The organism is Stenotrophomonas sp. 89682_Sma (assembly GCF_056481405.1).
Window position 1 is genome coordinate 3,998,949 of sequence record NZ_CM151147.1, and the last position, 15,801, is coordinate 4,014,749.

A 15,801-nucleotide genomic window follows, 5' to 3' on the forward strand; every position below is an offset into this window, starting at 1 on the left:
GGGCGTATTGTAAAACGCCTTTCGACAAACCCTGCCAAGGATTCCCCATGTCCCTCGCCCGTGGTTACGCCGCCCATTCACATACCGACCCGCTGATTCCATACGAGTTCGAACGCCGCGCGGTCGGCCCGGACGACGTACGCATCGAGATCCTCTACAGCGGCATCTGCCACTCCGACCTGCACCAGGCCCGCGACGACTGGGGTGGCTCGATCTACCCGATGGTGCCGGGCCACGAGATCATCGGCCGCGTGACCGAGGTCGGCAGCAACGTCACCCGCTTCAAGGTCGGCGACCACGCCGGCGTCGGCTGCATGGTCGATTCCTGCCGCCACTGCGACGCCTGCGAGCACGATCTGGAACAGTACTGCGCCGAAGGCGCGACCTGGACCTACAACGGCCGCGAACGTGAAAGCGGTGCGCCGACCTACGGCGGCTATTCCGACCACGTGGTGGTCGAGCAGCGCTTCGTGGTGAAGGTGTCCGACACGCTGGACCTGAAGGCCGCCGCGCCGCTGCTGTGCGCCGGCATCACCACCTGGTCGCCGCTGCGCCACTGGAAGGTCGGCCCGGGCCAGAAGGTGGGCGTGATCGGCCTTGGCGGCCTCGGCCACATGGGCGTGAAATTCGCCAAGGCACTGGGCGCGCACGTGGTGATGATCACCACCACGCCGGAAAAGGGTGCCGATGCCAAGCGCCTGGGCGCCGATGAGGTACTGGTCTCGCGCGATGCCGCGCAGATGAAGGCGCACGCCGGCAGCTTCGACTTCCTGCTCAACACCATTCCGGTCGGCCATGACACCAACCCGTACATGGGCCTGCTCAAGCGCGAGGCCACCATGTGCCTGGTCGGCGTACTGACCGAACTGGACCCGCCGCTGACCGGTGGCAGCGTGATCTTCGGCCGCAAGCACCTGACCGGCTCGGCGATCGGCGGCATGGCCGAAACCCAGGAAATGATGGACTTCTGCGCCGAGCACGGCATCGTCAGCGATGTCGAGATCATCGACATCAAGAATGTCAACGAGGCTTGGGAACGCATGGCGAAGAACGATGTGCGCTACCGCTTCGTGATCGACATGGCGACGATGAAGGACGCCGCCTGATCCAAGGCAGGTGTGGAAATGAAAAACCCCGGCAGTGCCGGGGTTTTTCTTCTGGGATTGCCGGCCAGAGGCCGGCACTACCGCATGGCGATCAATACGCGAACTCGCGGAACACCGGATCCACATCGCCGTGCCAGCGGCCATGGAACAGCGCCAGCTTGCGCTCGGCCGGGGTCAGTCCGGATTCGACGATCTCCTGCAGCACGTCCAGAAACTTGCTCTCGTCCTGGCCGTCGGCATTGCGCGCCGCGCGGCGCTTGAGGCCTTCGACGGAAATCTTCACCGCTTCGCGGGCCAGGTCGCGCACCGTGCCATCGCGGAAAGGCAGGTTCATCGCATGCTTCGGCACGCCGTCGCGCAGTGCCTGGCGCTCGGCCAGGGTGAAGTCACGCACCAGGTCCCAGGCGGCATCCAGTGCGGTGTCGTCGTACAGCAGGCCCACCCAGAACGCCGGCAGCGCACACAGGCGGCTCCACGGGCCACCGTCGGCGCCGCGCATTTCCAGGTACTTCTTCAGGCGCACTTCCGGGAACGCGGTGGTCATGTGGTCCGACCAGTCGCGCAGCGTCGGCAGCGCGCCCGGCAGCACCGGCAACCTGGCCTGCATGAAATCGCGGAAGCTCTGCCCGCTGGCGTCGTGGTAGATCCCATCGCGGTAGGAGAAATACATCGGCACGTCGAGCAGGTAGTCGACATAGCGCTCGTAGCCGAAGCCATCCTCGAACACGAAGTCGAGCATGCCGGTGCGATCGGCATCGGTGTCGGTCCAGATGTGCGAGCGATAGCTCAGGTAGCCGTTCGGCTTGCCTTCGGTGAACGGCGAATCGGCAAACAGCGCGGTGGCAATCGGCTGCAGCGCCAGCGACACGCGGAACTTCTTCACCATGTCCGCTTCGGTCGCGTAGTCCAGGTTCACCTGCACCGTGCAGGTGCGGGTCATCATGTCCAGGCCAAGCGAACCGACCTTGGGCATGTACGCGCGCATGATCTTGTAGCGGCCCTTCGGCATCCACGGCATCTCATCGCGCTTCCACTTGGGCTGGAAGCCCATGCCGAGGAAGCCCAGTTGCAGTTCGCCAGCCACCTGCGCCACTTCGTTGAGGTGGGTGCCGGTCTCCACGCAGGTCTGGTGGATGGTCTCCAGCGCGGCACCGGACAGTTCCAGCTGGCCGGCCGGTTCCAGCGTCACCGAGGCCCCATCGCGCAGCAGGGCGATGGTGTTGCCATTCTCCTGTACCGGCTCCCAGCCGAAGCGAACCAGGCCATTGAGCAGCGCTTCGATGCCGCGCTCACCCTCGAAGGTCGGCGGGCGCAGGTCATCCAGGCGGAACCCGAACTTCTCGTGCTCGGTGCCGATGCGCCACTGCGCGCGGGGCTTCTCGCCGGAGGCGATCACCTCCACCAGCTGCGAGCGGTCGGTAATGGGGGTATCGGCGACGTGGCTGGGGCTCGACAAGGGGAAGGCTCGCTGGACGGTGGCGGGGGATGTGGGGCTCGCGGCCTTACATCGCAAGGGCGCACTATAGCGTGGCACCTCGTTGCGTCATGCGACGGTGACGGGTTTCAGCATCCTACCGACGCCCTCTTGACCCTCGTACACTCAACGACATGAGCCGCCATTCACGACACCCCGAACTGCACCGCTCCGAGCGCGTCGGCTGGCTGCGTGCCGCCGTGCTGGGCGCCAATGATGGCATCGTCTCGGTGGCCGGCCTGGTGGTCGGCGTGGCCGCCGGCGGCGCCTCCGCTACCACCATCCTCGCCACCGGCGTGGCCGGCACCGTAGCCGGCGCGATGTCGATGGCCGCCGGCGAGTATGTCTCGGTACAGACCCAGGCCGACACCGAAGACGCCGACCTGGCAATGGAAAAGCGCGAACTGCGCGAAGATCCGCACAGCGAGCTGGAGGAGCTGGCCGCGATCTACCGCCACCGCGGCCTGGAGCCTGCGTTGGCACGGCAGGTGGCCGAACAGCTCACCGCCCATGATGCACTGGGTGCCCACGCCCGCGACGAACTGGGCATCACCGATACCCTGCGCGCCCGCCCGCTGCAGGCAGCGCTGGCCTCGGCCGGTGCGTTCACCTGCGGTGCGGCGCTGCCGGTGCTGACCGCCCTGCTCGCGCCGGTCGATAAGGTCGCACTGATGACCACGGCCAGTACCCTGCTCGGCCTGTGCCTGACCGGCGCGGTGGCGGCCAGGGCCGGCGGTGCACCGCCGGTTCGCGGCGCGATCCGGGTGATGTTCTGGGGCGCATTGGCGATGGCCGCGGCGGCCGGCGTCGGTCGCCTGTTCGGTGCCCACGTGTCATGACCGCCATGCTGCCACCGGCCACCGCACTGCTGGCCGAGATGGCCAGCCTGGCCGGCTGCGCACGCGCGGAAGGTTATGCGTGCATCACCGCTCGGCGGGAACATGGCGCCAGCTCGGTGGAGATTCCACAACCACAGTTCGCGATCCTGCTGGAAGGCCGCAAGCAGGTGCGTACCGCACACCAGTCGCTGGAGTTCATCCCCGGCGACATCCTGCTGCTGACCCAGCGCTGCCGCATCGATGTGGTCAACACCCCCGACCCACGCAGTGGCCGCTACCTCAGCGCCATCGTGCCGCTGTGTGCCGAAGTGCTGGCGGCCGCACGCGCGCTGTGGAGCGAGGAGCTTCCCGCCGCTGGTCATGCGATGGCGCGACTGCCGTTGATCGACCATGGCGCGGTGCTGCGGCAATGGCGGCAATCGCTGCAGGACGGCCGTTACAGCGAAGCGCGGCTGGCCCTGGCCTCGTTGGTACTGACCCTCTGCCGGCAGGGCCACGGCAGCCTGCTGCTGCCGCAGGCCCCGAGCCTGGGCGAACAGATCCGCGACCGCATCGCCGCCGAACCGGCACGCGACTGGCAGTCGCGCGATGTGGAAGAACAGTTCGCGCTGAGCGGCGCGACCCTGCGCCGTCGGCTCGCCGCCGAGGACACCAGCCTGCGCCAGCTGCTCACCGAGGCACGGCTGGCGCATGGCATGCAGCTGCTCTACACCACCGACCTGCCGCTGAAGACCGTGGCAGCGCGCGCGGGCTACCGGTCTACGGCGAGTTTCAGCAAGCGCTTCGCCGAGCAGTACGGGCTGGCTCCGACAGACATCTGAGGGGGTTCGGCAGGGCTGCGCCCTGCACCCGCCGAGGCGAGTGCAAGAGCCGTAGCAACAGCAACAGCGTGCATTCCGTGGGATGGCGGGGCACTGTGGGTTTGCGGGGACGCCGTAAACCTGTGGTGGTCCAGTATTTTTGGACACTCCCAAAGGGAGTTCAGGCCACCTGCTCTTCACAAAGCGCAGGTGGCACAAGGCCGTTGGCACTGTGTAGCCGACGGTGGTTGTACCAGTCCACGAACTGCTCGATGTCTGCTGCCGCCTCCTGTCGAGTAGGGTATTTGGAGTAAAGCCATTCCCCTTTGAGGGTGGCGAAAACCCGTTCCACCACCGCGTTGTCCCAGCAGTTGCCCTTCCGGCTCATGCTCTGGGTGATGCCGTTGTCACGCAGGATTTCGGCCATGGCATGGCTGGTGTACTGCCGACCTTGATCCGAGTGGAAAAGTAGTCGCCCGTTGGGACGACGCTGTTTCAGCGCCCCGCGCAGGGCTCTGACGGCCAGCCAGGCATCCCCTTCGTGAGAGTGGGCCCAGCCCACGATCCGGCGGGCAAACAGATCCACCACGATGGCCAGATAGAGCCAGCCTTGCTGGGTCGGGATGTAGGTGATATCCCCTGCCCAGACCTGGTTGGGGGCCGCCGGGTTGAATTGGCGTTCCAACACGTTGGGCGCCGTCAGTGCCTGCGGCCCAAGGCTGTGGTACTTGTGCCGCCGGTGCTGTCGCGCCCTGACACCGGCTCGGCGCATCAGCGTCCGGGCGCGGTAGCGCCCCATGGGTAGGCCGCGGTTGGTCAGCTCCCTGGCCATCTTGCGAGAGCCACAGCTCCCCCGATGGGACTGATGAATGCGACGAACCAGATCAACCTGGGCCAGCAGCGCCCGGTCAATCCGGGGCTCCCGGTGCAGCCAGGCGTAGTAGCTGCTACGGGGATAGTCCATCAACTGACACACCAACCGGATCGGAGCGACCTTCCCCAATTCCTGGATCACCTGTTCCGGTGATCGCTGTCCCGAATGAAGAAGGCGATGGATTTTTTTAGCAGGTCGCGCTCCTCCTTGAGCCTGCGATTCTGGGCCTCCAGCTCGGCGATTCTGACTTGGGCATCCACGGGCGGTGCCTCGGCCTGAGGGTCATGCTTCCGACGCCATTGCTCGATCCAGCGCCTCAGCGCCGTCGGGCCGACATCCATCAGCTGGCAGACGTCCCTGACTGTCTGCCCCTCCACAACGACAAGGCGAACCGCCTCATCCCTCATGCCCTGAGTGATCTGTTTTGCCATGGGTCTACCTCGATGCTCGAAATTGATCCTATCGAGTGTCCAAGTTGATTAGACCACCACAACCCGTCCATGGGGGCTTGGTCGCCGCATCCATGCGGCTCACACCCCGCAAACCCACAGTGCCCCGCCTTCGACAGATTCCGGCGGCTGTAGGTAGGTGTCGACCTTGGTCGACACATCTGTCAGATATCGATACACAAAAATGGGGTCAGATCCGTTTTTCTGCGGAAAACGGATCTGACCCCAAGAGCATTTCCAACAGATCGCGGAAAAATGTCGAAGGCGGGGTGGGTCCGGTTGCGGGAGTGTCCGCGGCATGGATGCCGCGGCCAAGCCCCCATGGATGGGTTTACGGCGTCTCCCGCAACCGGACCCACCCCGCCATCCCACAGGAAACCAGCTTTTGCTTCGGCCGTTGCCGTTGCTGTTGCCTCTGCGGGTGCAGGGCGCAGCCCTGCAGCCCCCCCCTTCCCTGAGCATTCCGCGCAGTGGTTTGAGCGCCGCGCACACGCCGGCCACGGCACGCTATGCAGCAACGGAACCGCCCGTCATCCACCGAGAACCATCATGCCCCTGCGTCCCCTGCCGCTGCGCACCGCCCTGCTGCTGGCCCTGTCCGCCCTGCCACCGGCCGCGCTGGCCGAAGCCACCTCGCCCGCTCCCACCCAGCAGGTGCCCGGCGTCTATCACCAGCGCATCGGTGCGCTGCAGGTCACCGCCCTGTTCGACGGCGTGGTCGCGCTCGGCCGGCAGGAAGTGGTGGACGTGCCGCCGACGCTGGTCAGCCGCTTGCTGGAAGGTCGTTACGTGCCCGAAGACAAGAAGGGCCTGCAGACCGCGATCAACGCCTTCCTGATCCGACAGGGCAACCACCTGACCCTGGTCGACACCGGCACCGCGCAGTGCTTCGGCCCCGGCCTGGGCCAGGTGCGGGGCAATCTGCGCGCCTCCGGCGTGGACCCGGCCGAGGTGGATGAGGTGCTGCTGACCCACGCCCATCCGGACCACCTGTGCGGCGTACTCGACGCGCAGGGCAAGCCGGCCTACCCCAATGCCACGGTGTGGCTGTCCAAGGCCGATGCCGATTACTGGCTCAACCCGGCCAGCGAGGCCACCGCGCCGAAGGGCGTGCGCTTCGCCTTCCCGCTGGCACGCAATGCGGTCGCGCCATACCAGGCCAGCGGCCACCTGCGCACCTTCAGCCCCGGCGACGCCCTGCCCGGCGGCGCAGTGGCGATGGACACCCATGGCCACACCCCCGGCCATGTCTCCTACCGGTTCGACAGCCAGGGTCAGTCACTGCTGGTATGGGGTGATGTGCTGCACTTCCATGCAGTGCAGTTCGCGCACCCGGAGGCGGCATTCGAGGCCGATTCGGACCGCAAGGCGGCCACCGCCAGCCGTCGCAGCCTGCTGCAGCAGGCCACCGCCCACGGTTGGTGGGTGGCCGGTGCACATCTGCCGTTCCCCGGCCTGGGCCATGTGCGCAGCGAAGGCCAGGCATTTGCCTGGGTGCCGGCGGAATATTCGCCCTTGTGAGGGTGTGCCGACCAAGGTCGGCACCCACCGATCCGGTAGCGCCCGGCTGCCAGCCGGGCGACCGGCAATGCCTTATTCCAACCCCAGCCAGCCGCCGATCACGCCGCGGGCTTCGTCCACGCCGGTGCGGTCTTCGCCGGAGAACACCTGCACGCTGACGCTGTCGCCGTAGGCTGAGTGCAGTTCCTTGCGCACCTTCTGCAGGGTCTGCATCTGCTGGCTGCGGCTGAGCTTGTCGGCCTTGGTCAGCAGCGCGTGCGCCGGCATGCCGCGCTGTACGGCATAGGACAGCATCTGCCGGTCGTAGTCCTTCAGCGGATGACGGATGTCCATCACCACCACCAGCCCCTTCAGGGCCTCGCGGGTGCGGAAATACCGGTCGATGAAGGCCTGCCAGTGCGCCTGCAGGTCCAGCGGCACCTTGGCATAGCCGTAACCGGGCAGGTCGACCAGATGGGCTTCCGGGGTGATCTGGAAGAACACCAGCTGCTGGGTGCGGCCGGGCGTCTTGGAGACACGGGCCAGCGCGTTCTGGCGGGTCAGCGCGTTGAGCGCACTGGACTTGCCGGCGTTGGAGCGGCCGGCAAAGGCCACTTCAGCCCCTTCATCGGGCGGCAGCTGCCGCACGTTGTGGGCCGAAAGGTGGTAACGGGCGCGTTCGATGAGCAATGACATGTGCCTAGGATCGCATGTTGCGGCGCCGCGCGCCCGTGCCGGCGGCCGTTGCGGGCATTTTGCTGCACTGCTGCGTTGACCGTGCGCGGAAACGCCGTTGATAATCCGGGCGATGCCGGCGGCCACCGCCCGGCCCGGTCCATACGGAGCTTCAGCATGCGCCACGCTCGCGTTCTTGCCGTATCCGCCTTTGCCACTGCCGTAGTCGTTGCCGCTGCTGCGTTCGCGCAGACCACGCTGACCCCGCTGCCCGACAACGGGCCGATCAACACCGCCTCGCTGGAGGTGGACTTCAGCAAGACCCATTGGGGCGATGCCAAGGCTGGCCAGACCAAGGCTTCGGCCTGTGCGGCCTGCCATGGCGCCGACGGCAATTCCACGGTCGAGATGTATCCGTCCATCGCCGGCCAGAGCGAACGCTACGTGGCCCAGCAGATGGCCCTGATCGCCAACGGCCAGCGCAGTTCCGGCGCGGCGGTGGCGATGGTGCCGTTCGTGCAGAACCTCACGCCGCAGGACATGCGAGATATCGGCGCGTTCTTCGCCACGCAGAAGGCCACCGCCGGCATCGCCGATGACACGGCAGTCACCGACGGCCCGTACAAGGGCATGAAGTTCTACGAGATCGGCCAGCAGCTGTACCGTGGCGGCGACGCCAAGCGCGGCCTGCCGGCCTGCATGGCGTGCCACGGCCCCAGCGGTGCCGGCAATCCGGGCCCGGCCTACCCGCACATCGGTGGTCAGCACGCCAGCTATGTCGCGCGCCGCCTGCAGGAATACCAGGCCGGCCAGACCAACGAGACCGACAAGGCCCACTTCCAGATCATGGCGACAGTCGCGCAGAAGCTGAGCGAGCAGGAGGTGCAGGCGCTGTCGAGCTACCTGCAGGGCCTGCACAACAAGGCCGACGATGTGGCCACTGCCCCCCCGGCGGCGCAACCGGCTGCCGCCCCCTGACCGCCACTGGTCGGCCCGGGCCGCCACCACGGCCCGCGCCTGCGGTATGTTTCCTTCACGCCGGCGACCGCGCCGGCGTTGCTTTTTTCAACGGAGATGCGTGTCGATGAGGTTGATTTCCCGCCTGCTGTTGTCCGTGCTGGTGCTGCTGCCGCTGGCAGCCTGCGCCGCTAACCCCGCCAACGCCCCGCTGGTCGAGGGCAAAGACTACGAGCGTATCGCCCAGCCGGGCCCGTTCCAGCCGCTGGCCGGCAAGATCGAGGTGGTCGAGGTCTTCGGCTACACCTGCCCGCACTGCGCCCACTTCGAGCCACAGCTGGCGGCGTGGGCGGCCAAGCTGCCGGCCGACGTGCGCTTCACCCCGGTCCCGGCCGCCTTCGGTGGTGCATGGGATGCCTGGGCGCTGGCGTACTACGCCGCCGACGAAGTCGGCGTGGCCAAGCGCAGCCACGCGGCGGTCTTCAAGGCACTGCACCAGGATGGTTCGCTGCCCATGCAGAACGTCTCGGCCGATGAGCTCGCCACCTTCTACAAGGCCTACGGCGTGACCCCGGACCGTTACCTGCAGGCCCTGCGCGGCGATGCCGTGCAGAAGAAGGTGGACGCCGCCCGCGCCTTCGCCCAGCGCACCAAGGTGCCGGGTACCCCGGCCATCATCATCAATGGCCAGTACCTGGTGCGCGGCAACAGCTTCGACGACCAGCTGCGCATCGCCTCGGCGCTGATCGCCCAGGCCCGCGCAGCGCGCGGCCGCTGAACCAACACCCACCACCGACACGGCGCTGTCGCCGCCGCGTGTCATCATTTCCCCTTGGCCGGCGCCTGACGCCGGCCCCACCTTTCCAGATGCTGGAGACGTTTCCATGAAGATCCGTTACGCCCTCGCCCTCGCAGCGCTGCTGCCGATCCTGGCGGCCTGCAAGGCCGACGACGGCAGCACCAACACCACCGCGGCCCCGGCTGAACCGGCTGCAGCTCCGGCGACCACCGAGCCGGCCGCTCCGGCCGCGGGTACCGAAGGCACCGCTCCGGCGGCTGCCGAAGGGGAAAAGGCCCCGGCCGAAGCTGCACCGGCTGCCGCCGCACCGGCTCCGACCACCGCCGCGCTGACCGGCCCGGCCCCGGTGGAAGGTGCCGACTACCAGGTGATTCCGAACGGCCAGCCGTTCCAGCCGGCCGCCGGCAAGATCGAAGTGACCGAGATCTTCGGCTACGTCTGCCCGGCCTGCGCCGCGTTCCAGCCGCTGGTTGGCCCGTGGAAGGCCGGCCTGCCGAGCGATGTGAACTTCGTCTACGTGCCGGCCATGTTCGGCGGCACCTGGGATGACTACGCCCGTGCCTTCTACGCCGCACAGACGCTCGGCGTGCAGGAGAAGACCCACGAAGCGCTGTACGCCGCCATCCACTCGCAGAAGACCCTGAAGGGCGAGCGTGGCCGTGACTCGGTGGACGACATCGCCAAGTTCTACGGTGCCTACGGCGTGGATCCGAAGCAGTTCGCCGCCACCATGGGCAGCTTCGCGGTGAATGCCAAGACCAACTCGGCCAAGCAGTTCGCGCAGCGCAGCCAGATCAGCGGCACCCCGTCGATCATCGTCAACGGCAAGTACCTGGTGAAGGGCAAGAGCTTCCCGGACATGCTGCGCATCGCCGACCACCTGATCGCCCGCGAACGCGGTGCGGCCCAGGCTCACTGATCCAAGAGAAGCGTTTCCCGGCCGTGAATTCCCCCCGTACACGGACCCTGCGCTTGCTGACGGCCAACATCCAGGCCGGCTCAAGTACCCGCCGCTACAGCGACTATGTGACCCGCAGCTGGTCACATGCGCTGCCGGCGGGTCGCAAGCGCAGCAGCCTTGACGCGATCGCCACCCTGGCGCGCGAACACGACATCGTCGGCCTGCAGGAGGCCGATCCGGGCAGCCTGCGTTCGGGCTTCACCAACCAGACCCACTACCTGGCCCAGCGCGCCGGCTTCAATTACTGGAGCCACCAGCCGAACCGGCGCATGGGCGGGGTCGCCTCCAGCGCCAACGGCCTGTTGAGCAAGCTGGAACCGGTTGAAGTGCAGGATCACGCGCTGCCCGGCCGCATCGGCGGGCGCGGCGTGCTGCTGGCCAAGTTCGGCGACGGCGCCGACGGCCTGGCAGTCGCAGTGGCGCATCTGTCGCTCGGCGCGGGCTCGCGGATGTCGCAGCTGGGCTTCATCGCCGAGCTGTTGTCCGACCACCCCAACGCGGTGCTGATGGGCGACTTCAACTGCCTGGCCGAGCGCCCGGAAATGCAGGTGCTGTACCAGAAGACCCGGCTGCAGCCGCCCGGTTGCATCGTGCCGACCTTCCCCAGCTGGCGCCCGGACCGCGCCATCGACCACATCCTGGTCAGCAGCGGGCTGCAGACCCGCACCGTGGAAGCCGTACCGGCCGCGTTCTCCGATCACCTCGCCCTGGCGATGCAGATCGACGTCCCGGCCGACGCCCTGCGCTGACCGCACCTGGTAGATGCCAACCTTGGTTGGCATGTTGCCCAAGGGCTGCGGACAGCTGCTCTTGTGGGTGCGGGCCGTTGGTCCGCACGCTCTCCGCCGGGCATGGCCCGGCGCTACCCGGCCTGCGCGATCGGCCCCTTCAACCGCCTTGCCGTCATCGTGCTGCCCACCGAGGCAAGCACCGTGCAGCCGATCGCCAGCCACTGCAGCCCGTGCAGGTGCTCGTGCAGCAGCAGCATCGCCCACAGCGCGGCCACCGCCGGCTCCATGCTGATCAGGATGCCGAAGGTCTCCTTCGGCAGGCGCTTGAGCGCCATCATCTCCAGCGACATCGGGATCGCACTGGACACCAGTGCCACCAGCAGGCCCGCCACGAGGATCTTCGGATCGAGCAGCGCGGCACCGGCATGCACCACGCCCACCGGCACCACCACCAGCGATGCGGCCAGCAGGCCCAGCGACACCGAATGCCCCGCGTGCAGGTGGCCGGCGCGTTTGCCGAACACGATGTACAGGCCCCAGCACGCCGCTGCGCCCATCGCGTACAGCACACCGGCCGGGTCCAGCGCCGGGCCACCACCGATCGGCAGCAGCAACAGCAGCCCCACCGCCGCGCAGCCCACCCAGAGGAAATCGATCGGACGTCGTGATGACAGCATCGCCACCGTCAGCGGCCCGGTGAACTCGATGGCCACCGCGATGCCGAAGGGAATGGTGCGCAGGGCCATGTAGAACAGCAGGTTCATCAGGCCCAGGGTGAGCCCGTAGCGCAGGATGGTGATGGCATCCGGGCGGCTGGTCTTCCAGCGCCATGGCCGCCAGAACAGCAGCAGCAACAACGCTGAAAAGCCCACGCGCAGCGCGCTCGTGCCCTGCGCACCGATCAGCGGGAACAGGTGTTTTGCGTAGGAGGTGCCGATGGCCAGCGAGGTGACCGAGCCGAGCACCGCCAGCGCCGGCAACATCGGCGCGAGTCGTGAGGTCTGCATGCGCAAAGTCTATTGCGCCGGCGCCGAGCACTTGGCTCAATTGACAGCCTGTTCGTGCAACTTCTGCTCGCCATGGCCATCGCTCCCGTGCTCGACAGCTTCGACCGCGCCATCCTCGACCTGCTGCAGCGGAACAACACCCTGCCGCAGCGCGAAATCGCCGAGGCCGTGCACCTGTCCACCCCGGCCGTGCAACGCCGCATCAAGCGCCTGCAGGACAGTGGCGTGATCGCCGCCAACGTGGCGGTGGTCGCCGCGGCCAAGGTCGGGCGGCCACTGACCATCATCGTCGAGGTGCGCGTGGTCAGCGAGCAACGTGAACGCGTGGCGCCGTTCAAGCGCCGTGTGCAGGACGACCCGGCGGTGCAGCAGTGCTATTCGATCACCGGCGACGGCGATTTCCTGCTGCTGCTTTCGGCCGCGTCGATGGAAGAATACGAGGCCATCACCGAGCGGTTGTTCGGCGGCGATGACAACATCGAGCGCTTCCGCACATCGGTGGCACTGGGCACGCTGAAGCGGAGTTTCGAGGTGCCGCTGCTGCCGGTGCCGTAGCGTCGAGCCATGCTCGATGGCTTTGGGACCGCAGGGCAACAGCAGTCGAGCATGGCTCGACTCTACAATCGAGAACCATGAGCACAACGCCGTCCCCCGCCCGTCGCCTGCGCCGCTGGTTGCTGCGCGGCCTGTGGCTGGCCATTGCCCTCGTTGCCGCGTTGATGCTGTGGAACAGCCCATGGGCGGCCGCGCCGAAGATGCTGTGGGCACTCTCGCGGATGCCGCCGGCCACCGAACTTCCGGTGCCGGTGGAGGGCGTCCGTCCCCGGCAGATCGCCGATACGTTCGGCGCTCCGCGCGGCCGTGACCGCTCCCACGCCGGCATCGACATCTTCGCCAGGCGTGGCACACCGGTGCGCAGCGCCACGGCCGGTGTCGTCGCGGATGTCAGCGAACGCGGGCTCGGCGGGCGCCAGGCCTGGGTGATCGGGCCGGCGCACGAACGCTACTACTACGCCCACCTGGACGACTGGGCCGAAGGCCTGGCACGCGGCCAGGTGGTGCAGCCCGGCGATCTGCTCGGGCATGTCGGCGACAGCGGCAACGCCAAGGGCACTCCGCCGCACCTGCACTGGGGCATCTACGGCACCGACGGCGCGCGCGATCCACTCCCGCTGCTGCGCTGACCCAGCCCGCATCCGGATCACCGGATCGATTCGTTCATGATTTGTAAATAGGAATAGTTCGTATTACCATTTCTTTCGTTTCCGGTAGCGCCAGGACGGCCTGCCCGCCCTCTCCCTACCCGTAGCGCCTCGCCTCCTGGATGCCGGCCGATCGCGCGTGCTCGCCCAGGACCCCCATGACCCGTTCCGCCTTCCGTACCCCGCAGCCGCAACGGCTGTCCGTTGCCGTGCTCGCCGTTCTCTGCGCCGTGGCCCCGGCCGCCTTCGCCGAAACCGCCGCCGATCCGACCACCCTCGACAAGGTGGTGGTGAAGGGTGAACGCGCCGAAGGCTATTCGGTGCGCCGCACCTCGGCCGGTACCCGCTTCGACCTGGCCCCGCGCGAGATCCCGCAGTCGATCAGCATCATCAGCCACCAGCGCATCGAAGATCAGAACCTGGACGACATCATCGACGTGCTGGCCAATACCACCGGCGTGACCAGCACCCAGTCCGACAGCGAGCGCACCGAGTTCTACGCGCGCGGTTTCTACATCGATGCCTACCAGTTCGATGGCCTGCCCACGCAAATGGTGCAGAACTGGAGCTACGGTGATTCCGGCCTGGACCTGGCGCTGTACGACCGCGTTGAAGTGGTGCGTGGTGCCACCGGCCTGCTCAGTGGTGCCGGCAATCCGTCCGCATCGGTGAACCTGATCCGCAAGCACGCCGACAGTGCCGAACTGGCTGGCAGCGTGTCGGTGAACGTCGGCAGCTGGGGCCGTACCCGCACCACCGTTGACGTGGGCAGCGCGCTGAACGCCAGCGGCACCGTGCGCGGCCGCGTGATCGGCAGCTATCTGGACACCGACGGCCAGATGGACCGCTACAACCAGCGCAAGACGCTGGGCTATGCGGTCATCGACGCCGACCTGACCCCGGACACGCAGCTGAGCGTGGGCTACGACTACCAGCAGAAGCGCGCCAATGGCGCCACCTGGGGTGGCTTCCCGATGTGGTACGCCGATGGCAGCCCGACGAATTACCCGACCTCGTTCAATCCGTCGCCGGACTGGACCTACTGGGACACCACCAGCAAGCGCGCGTTCGCCACCCTGCAGCACGCCTTCAGCAACGGCTGGAAGTTCAGGATCGGCGCCACACACGACCGCACCAACGCCGATGACAAGTTGTTCTATCCGTCTTACACCGCATTCGACAAGACCACGGGCACCGGCGTCACGCCGATGGCCGGCTTCTACAACACCGAGCGCAAGGTCGATGGCATCGATGGCTACATCGACGGTCCGTTCCAGCTGTTCGGCCGCGAGCACCAGTTCATGGCCGGCCTGAGCTACAACAAGCGCGAATTCGCCAACTACGGTGACTTCCAGATGGGCGGCCCCGGCACCGGCTGGAACCCCTTCAGCACCTATCTCGACTGGACCGGCAACATTGCCCAGCCGAACTGGAACCCGCTGGCGCTGGCCAGCCAGGGCACCATCACCCAGAAGGCCGGCTATGCCGCCACCCGTCTGTCGCTGGCTGATCCGCTGAAGCTGATCCTCGGTGCGCGCTACACCAACTGGAAGAGCGAAGGCGAGAACGACGACCGCGAACACAAGGTGACCACCCCGTACGCCGGCCTGGTGTATGACATCAACGACACCTACTCCGCGTACGCCAGCTACACGGAGATCTTCCAGCCGCAGACCGCCCGCGACCGCAACGACCGCTATCTCGACCCGGTCGACGGCAAGAGCTACGAGGTGGGCGTCAAGGGTGCCTGGTTCGACAACCGCCTGAATGCCTCGCTGGCGGTGTTCCGCATCGAGCAGGACAACGTCGCCCAGGTCACCAGCGAGCCGATCATCGGCCGCCCGGGTGAGTTCGCCTCGATCGCCGCACGCGGCACCGTCAGCCGTGGCTTCGAGTTCGAAGTGAACGGCGAACTGGCACCCGGCTGGAACGCGACCTTCGGTGCTTCGCGCTATGTGGCCAAGGACATCAATGGCGCCGACATCAACACCAACCTGCCGCAGACCGCACTGAAGCTCTTCACCAGCTACACCCCACAGTCGCTGCAGGAACTGACCGTCGGTGGCGGTGCCAACTGGCAGAACCGCATCTACTACGCTGCGCCGGTGGTGGGCCGCTTCGAGCAGCAAGGCTACGCGCTGGTCAGCGCCTTCGTGCGCTACCGCATCTCGCCGGAGTTCAGCGTGCAGGCCAACCTCAACAACCTGCTGGACAAGAAGTACTACTCGCAGATCACCGGCTACGGCGCGTACGGCGATGGCCGCAACGGCTCGCTGACGTTCACCTGGTCGTTCTGATGTAACCGGCTTCTGTGGAGTCGAGCCATGCTCGACTCGGTCACAGAGCGCAGTCGAGCACGGCTCGACTCTACAACGGGGGGCGCTCAGCGCCCCTCGTTGCAGCGGCGCCCCGGCAGGTGTAGCGTCG

At 67.1% G+C, this 15,801-nt stretch carries 16 protein-coding genes; 11 read left to right on the forward strand and 5 right to left on the reverse strand.

Annotated features, from left to right (window positions below):
- The first annotated feature begins 47 nt into the window (after nucleotides 1-47).
- On the forward strand, nucleotides 48-1,106 hold the full coding sequence (locus ACZK29_RS18435) for an NAD(P)-dependent alcohol dehydrogenase (RefSeq protein WP_111204090.1): 1,059 nt from the start codon (nucleotides 48-50) through the stop codon (nucleotides 1,104-1,106).
- 91 nt (nucleotides 1,107-1,197) lie between these two features.
- On the opposite strand, the gene ACZK29_RS18440 is transcribed toward ACZK29_RS18435, so the two are convergent.
- On the reverse strand, nucleotides 1,198-2,562 hold the full coding sequence (locus ACZK29_RS18440; protein WP_478446341.1) for a glutamate--cysteine ligase: 1,365 nt from the start codon (nucleotides 2,560-2,562) through the stop codon (nucleotides 1,198-1,200).
- Nucleotides 2,563-2,714: 152 nt separating this feature from the next.
- Between ACZK29_RS18440 and ACZK29_RS18445 the strand changes: the two genes are divergently transcribed.
- Entirely contained in the window at nucleotides 2,715-3,419 is a 705-nt protein-coding gene (locus ACZK29_RS18445; protein ID WP_164147111.1) for a VIT1/CCC1 transporter family protein, read from the forward strand.
- On the forward strand, nucleotides 3,416-4,240 hold the full coding sequence (locus ACZK29_RS18450) for a helix-turn-helix domain-containing protein (protein ID WP_111204087.1): 825 nt from the start codon (nucleotides 3,416-3,418) through the stop codon (nucleotides 4,238-4,240). The genes ACZK29_RS18445 and ACZK29_RS18450 overlap by 4 nt, the downstream gene beginning before the upstream one ends.
- A 160-nt stretch (nucleotides 4,241-4,400) precedes the next feature.
- On the opposite strand, the gene ACZK29_RS18455 is transcribed toward ACZK29_RS18450, so the two are convergent.
- Together ACZK29_RS18455 and ACZK29_RS18460 are read right to left on the reverse strand one after the other, a co-directional pair.
- Nucleotides 4,401-5,234 (reverse strand): IS3 family transposase, encoded by an 834-nt coding sequence (locus ACZK29_RS18455; RefSeq protein ID WP_459048440.1) that lies wholly within the window; start codon nucleotides 5,232-5,234, stop codon nucleotides 4,401-4,403.
- Nucleotides 5,231-5,524 (reverse strand): transposase, encoded by a 294-nt coding sequence (locus ACZK29_RS18460; protein WP_019338990.1) that lies wholly within the window; start codon nucleotides 5,522-5,524, stop codon nucleotides 5,231-5,233. The genes ACZK29_RS18455 and ACZK29_RS18460 overlap by 4 nt, the downstream gene beginning before the upstream one ends.
- A gap of 567 nt (nucleotides 5,525-6,091) precedes the next feature.
- On the opposite strand from ACZK29_RS18460, the gene ACZK29_RS18465 reads away from it, so the two are divergent.
- Complete coding sequence (locus ACZK29_RS18465; RefSeq protein ID WP_478446342.1) at nucleotides 6,092-7,063, forward strand: MBL fold metallo-hydrolase; 972 nt, start codon at nucleotides 6,092-6,094, stop codon at nucleotides 7,061-7,063.
- 72 nt (nucleotides 7,064-7,135) lie between these two features.
- Here the strand turns inward: ACZK29_RS18465 and yihA are convergent, their stop codons facing one another.
- Nucleotides 7,136-7,738 carry a ribosome biogenesis GTP-binding protein YihA/YsxC gene (yihA, locus tag ACZK29_RS18470; protein ID WP_111128274.1) on the reverse strand — a complete coding sequence of 201 codons (603 nt, stop codon included), beginning with the start codon at nucleotides 7,736-7,738 and terminating at the stop codon, nucleotides 7,136-7,138.
- A 156-nt stretch (nucleotides 7,739-7,894) separates the two neighbouring features.
- On the opposite strand from yihA, the gene ACZK29_RS18475 reads away from it, so the two are divergent.
- From ACZK29_RS18475 to ACZK29_RS18490, 4 genes are all read left to right on the forward strand, one after another.
- Nucleotides 7,895-8,695, forward strand: coding sequence for a c-type cytochrome (locus ACZK29_RS18475; RefSeq protein WP_164147263.1), 801 nt, complete (start codon nucleotides 7,895-7,897; stop codon nucleotides 8,693-8,695).
- Between the two features lie 106 nt (nucleotides 8,696-8,801).
- Nucleotides 8,802-9,452 carry a thiol:disulfide interchange protein DsbA/DsbL gene (locus ACZK29_RS18480; RefSeq protein WP_459047415.1) on the forward strand — a complete coding sequence of 217 codons (651 nt, stop codon included), beginning with the start codon at nucleotides 8,802-8,804 and terminating at the stop codon, nucleotides 9,450-9,452.
- Nucleotides 9,453-9,558: 106 nt separating this feature from the next.
- The gene (locus ACZK29_RS18485) at nucleotides 9,559-10,392 is read left to right on the forward strand and encodes a thiol:disulfide interchange protein DsbA/DsbL (RefSeq protein WP_099551127.1); all 834 of its coding nucleotides are present in this window, start codon (nucleotides 9,559-9,561) and stop codon (nucleotides 10,390-10,392) included.
- 53 nt (nucleotides 10,393-10,445) lie between these two features.
- Nucleotides 10,446-11,183 (forward strand): endonuclease/exonuclease/phosphatase family protein, encoded by a 738-nt coding sequence (locus ACZK29_RS18490; protein WP_005419292.1) that lies wholly within the window; start codon nucleotides 10,446-10,448, stop codon nucleotides 11,181-11,183.
- A 113-nt stretch (nucleotides 11,184-11,296) separates the two neighbouring features.
- On the opposite strand, the gene ACZK29_RS18495 is transcribed toward ACZK29_RS18490, so the two are convergent.
- Nucleotides 11,297-12,172, reverse strand: coding sequence for an EamA family transporter (locus ACZK29_RS18495; protein WP_111204400.1), 876 nt, complete (start codon nucleotides 12,170-12,172; stop codon nucleotides 11,297-11,299).
- A gap of 72 nt (nucleotides 12,173-12,244) precedes the next feature.
- On the opposite strand from ACZK29_RS18495, the gene ACZK29_RS18500 reads away from it, so the two are divergent.
- The 3 genes from ACZK29_RS18500 (at nucleotide 12,245) to fhuE (ending at nucleotide 15,671) form a co-directional block, all read left to right on the forward strand.
- Nucleotides 12,245-12,727: an Lrp/AsnC family transcriptional regulator gene (locus ACZK29_RS18500; RefSeq protein ID WP_106550148.1), complete on the forward strand. Its 483-nt coding sequence runs from the start codon at nucleotides 12,245-12,247 to the stop codon at nucleotides 12,725-12,727.
- 77 nt (nucleotides 12,728-12,804) lie between these two features.
- Nucleotides 12,805-13,356 (forward strand): M23 family metallopeptidase, encoded by a 552-nt coding sequence (locus tag ACZK29_RS18505; protein WP_164147262.1) that lies wholly within the window; start codon nucleotides 12,805-12,807, stop codon nucleotides 13,354-13,356.
- Nucleotides 13,357-13,532: 176 nt separating this feature from the next.
- Nucleotides 13,533-15,671, forward strand: a complete 2,139-nt coding sequence (gene fhuE, locus ACZK29_RS18510; RefSeq protein ID WP_478446343.1) for a ferric-rhodotorulic acid/ferric-coprogen receptor FhuE — start codon at nucleotides 13,533-13,535, stop codon at nucleotides 15,669-15,671.
- Nucleotides 15,672-15,801: the final 130 nt, after the last annotated feature.

What these genes read in the sequence shown, in the direction of transcription:
- ACZK29_RS18485 (WP_099551127.1), top strand. Translation starts at nt 9,559, where the DNA reads ATGAAGATCCGTTACGCCCTCGCCCTCGCAGCGCTGCTGCCGATCCTG.
- ACZK29_RS18475 (WP_164147263.1), top strand. Translation starts at nt 7,895, where the DNA reads ATGCGCCACGCTCGCGTTCTTGCCGTATCCGCCTTTGCCACTGCCGTA.
- ACZK29_RS18435 (WP_111204090.1), top strand. Translation starts at nt 48, where the DNA reads ATGTCCCTCGCCCGTGGTTACGCCGCCCATTCACATACCGACCCGCTG.
- ACZK29_RS18480 (WP_459047415.1), top strand. Translation starts at nt 8,802, where the DNA reads ATGAGGTTGATTTCCCGCCTGCTGTTGTCCGTGCTGGTGCTGCTGCCG.
- ACZK29_RS18505 (WP_164147262.1), top strand. Translation starts at nt 12,805, where the DNA reads ATGAGCACAACGCCGTCCCCCGCCCGTCGCCTGCGCCGCTGGTTGCTG.
- yihA (WP_111128274.1), bottom strand. Translation starts at nt 7,738, where the DNA reads ATGTCATTGCTCATCGAACGCGCCCGTTACCACCTTTCGGCCCACAAC.
- ACZK29_RS18460 (WP_019338990.1), bottom strand. Translation starts at nt 5,524, where the DNA reads ATGGCAAAACAGATCACTCAGGGCATGAGGGATGAGGCGGTTCGCCTT.
- ACZK29_RS18450 (WP_111204087.1), top strand. Translation starts at nt 3,416, where the DNA reads ATGACCGCCATGCTGCCACCGGCCACCGCACTGCTGGCCGAGATGGCC.
- ACZK29_RS18495 (WP_111204400.1), bottom strand. Translation starts at nt 12,172, where the DNA reads ATGCAGACCTCACGACTCGCGCCGATGTTGCCGGCGCTGGCGGTGCTC.
- fhuE (WP_478446343.1), top strand. Translation starts at nt 13,533, where the DNA reads ATGACCCGTTCCGCCTTCCGTACCCCGCAGCCGCAACGGCTGTCCGTT.
- ACZK29_RS18500 (WP_106550148.1), top strand. Translation starts at nt 12,245, where the DNA reads ATGGCCATCGCTCCCGTGCTCGACAGCTTCGACCGCGCCATCCTCGAC.
- ACZK29_RS18465 (WP_478446342.1), top strand. Translation starts at nt 6,092, where the DNA reads ATGCCCCTGCGTCCCCTGCCGCTGCGCACCGCCCTGCTGCTGGCCCTG.
- ACZK29_RS18445 (WP_164147111.1), top strand. Translation starts at nt 2,715, where the DNA reads ATGAGCCGCCATTCACGACACCCCGAACTGCACCGCTCCGAGCGCGTC.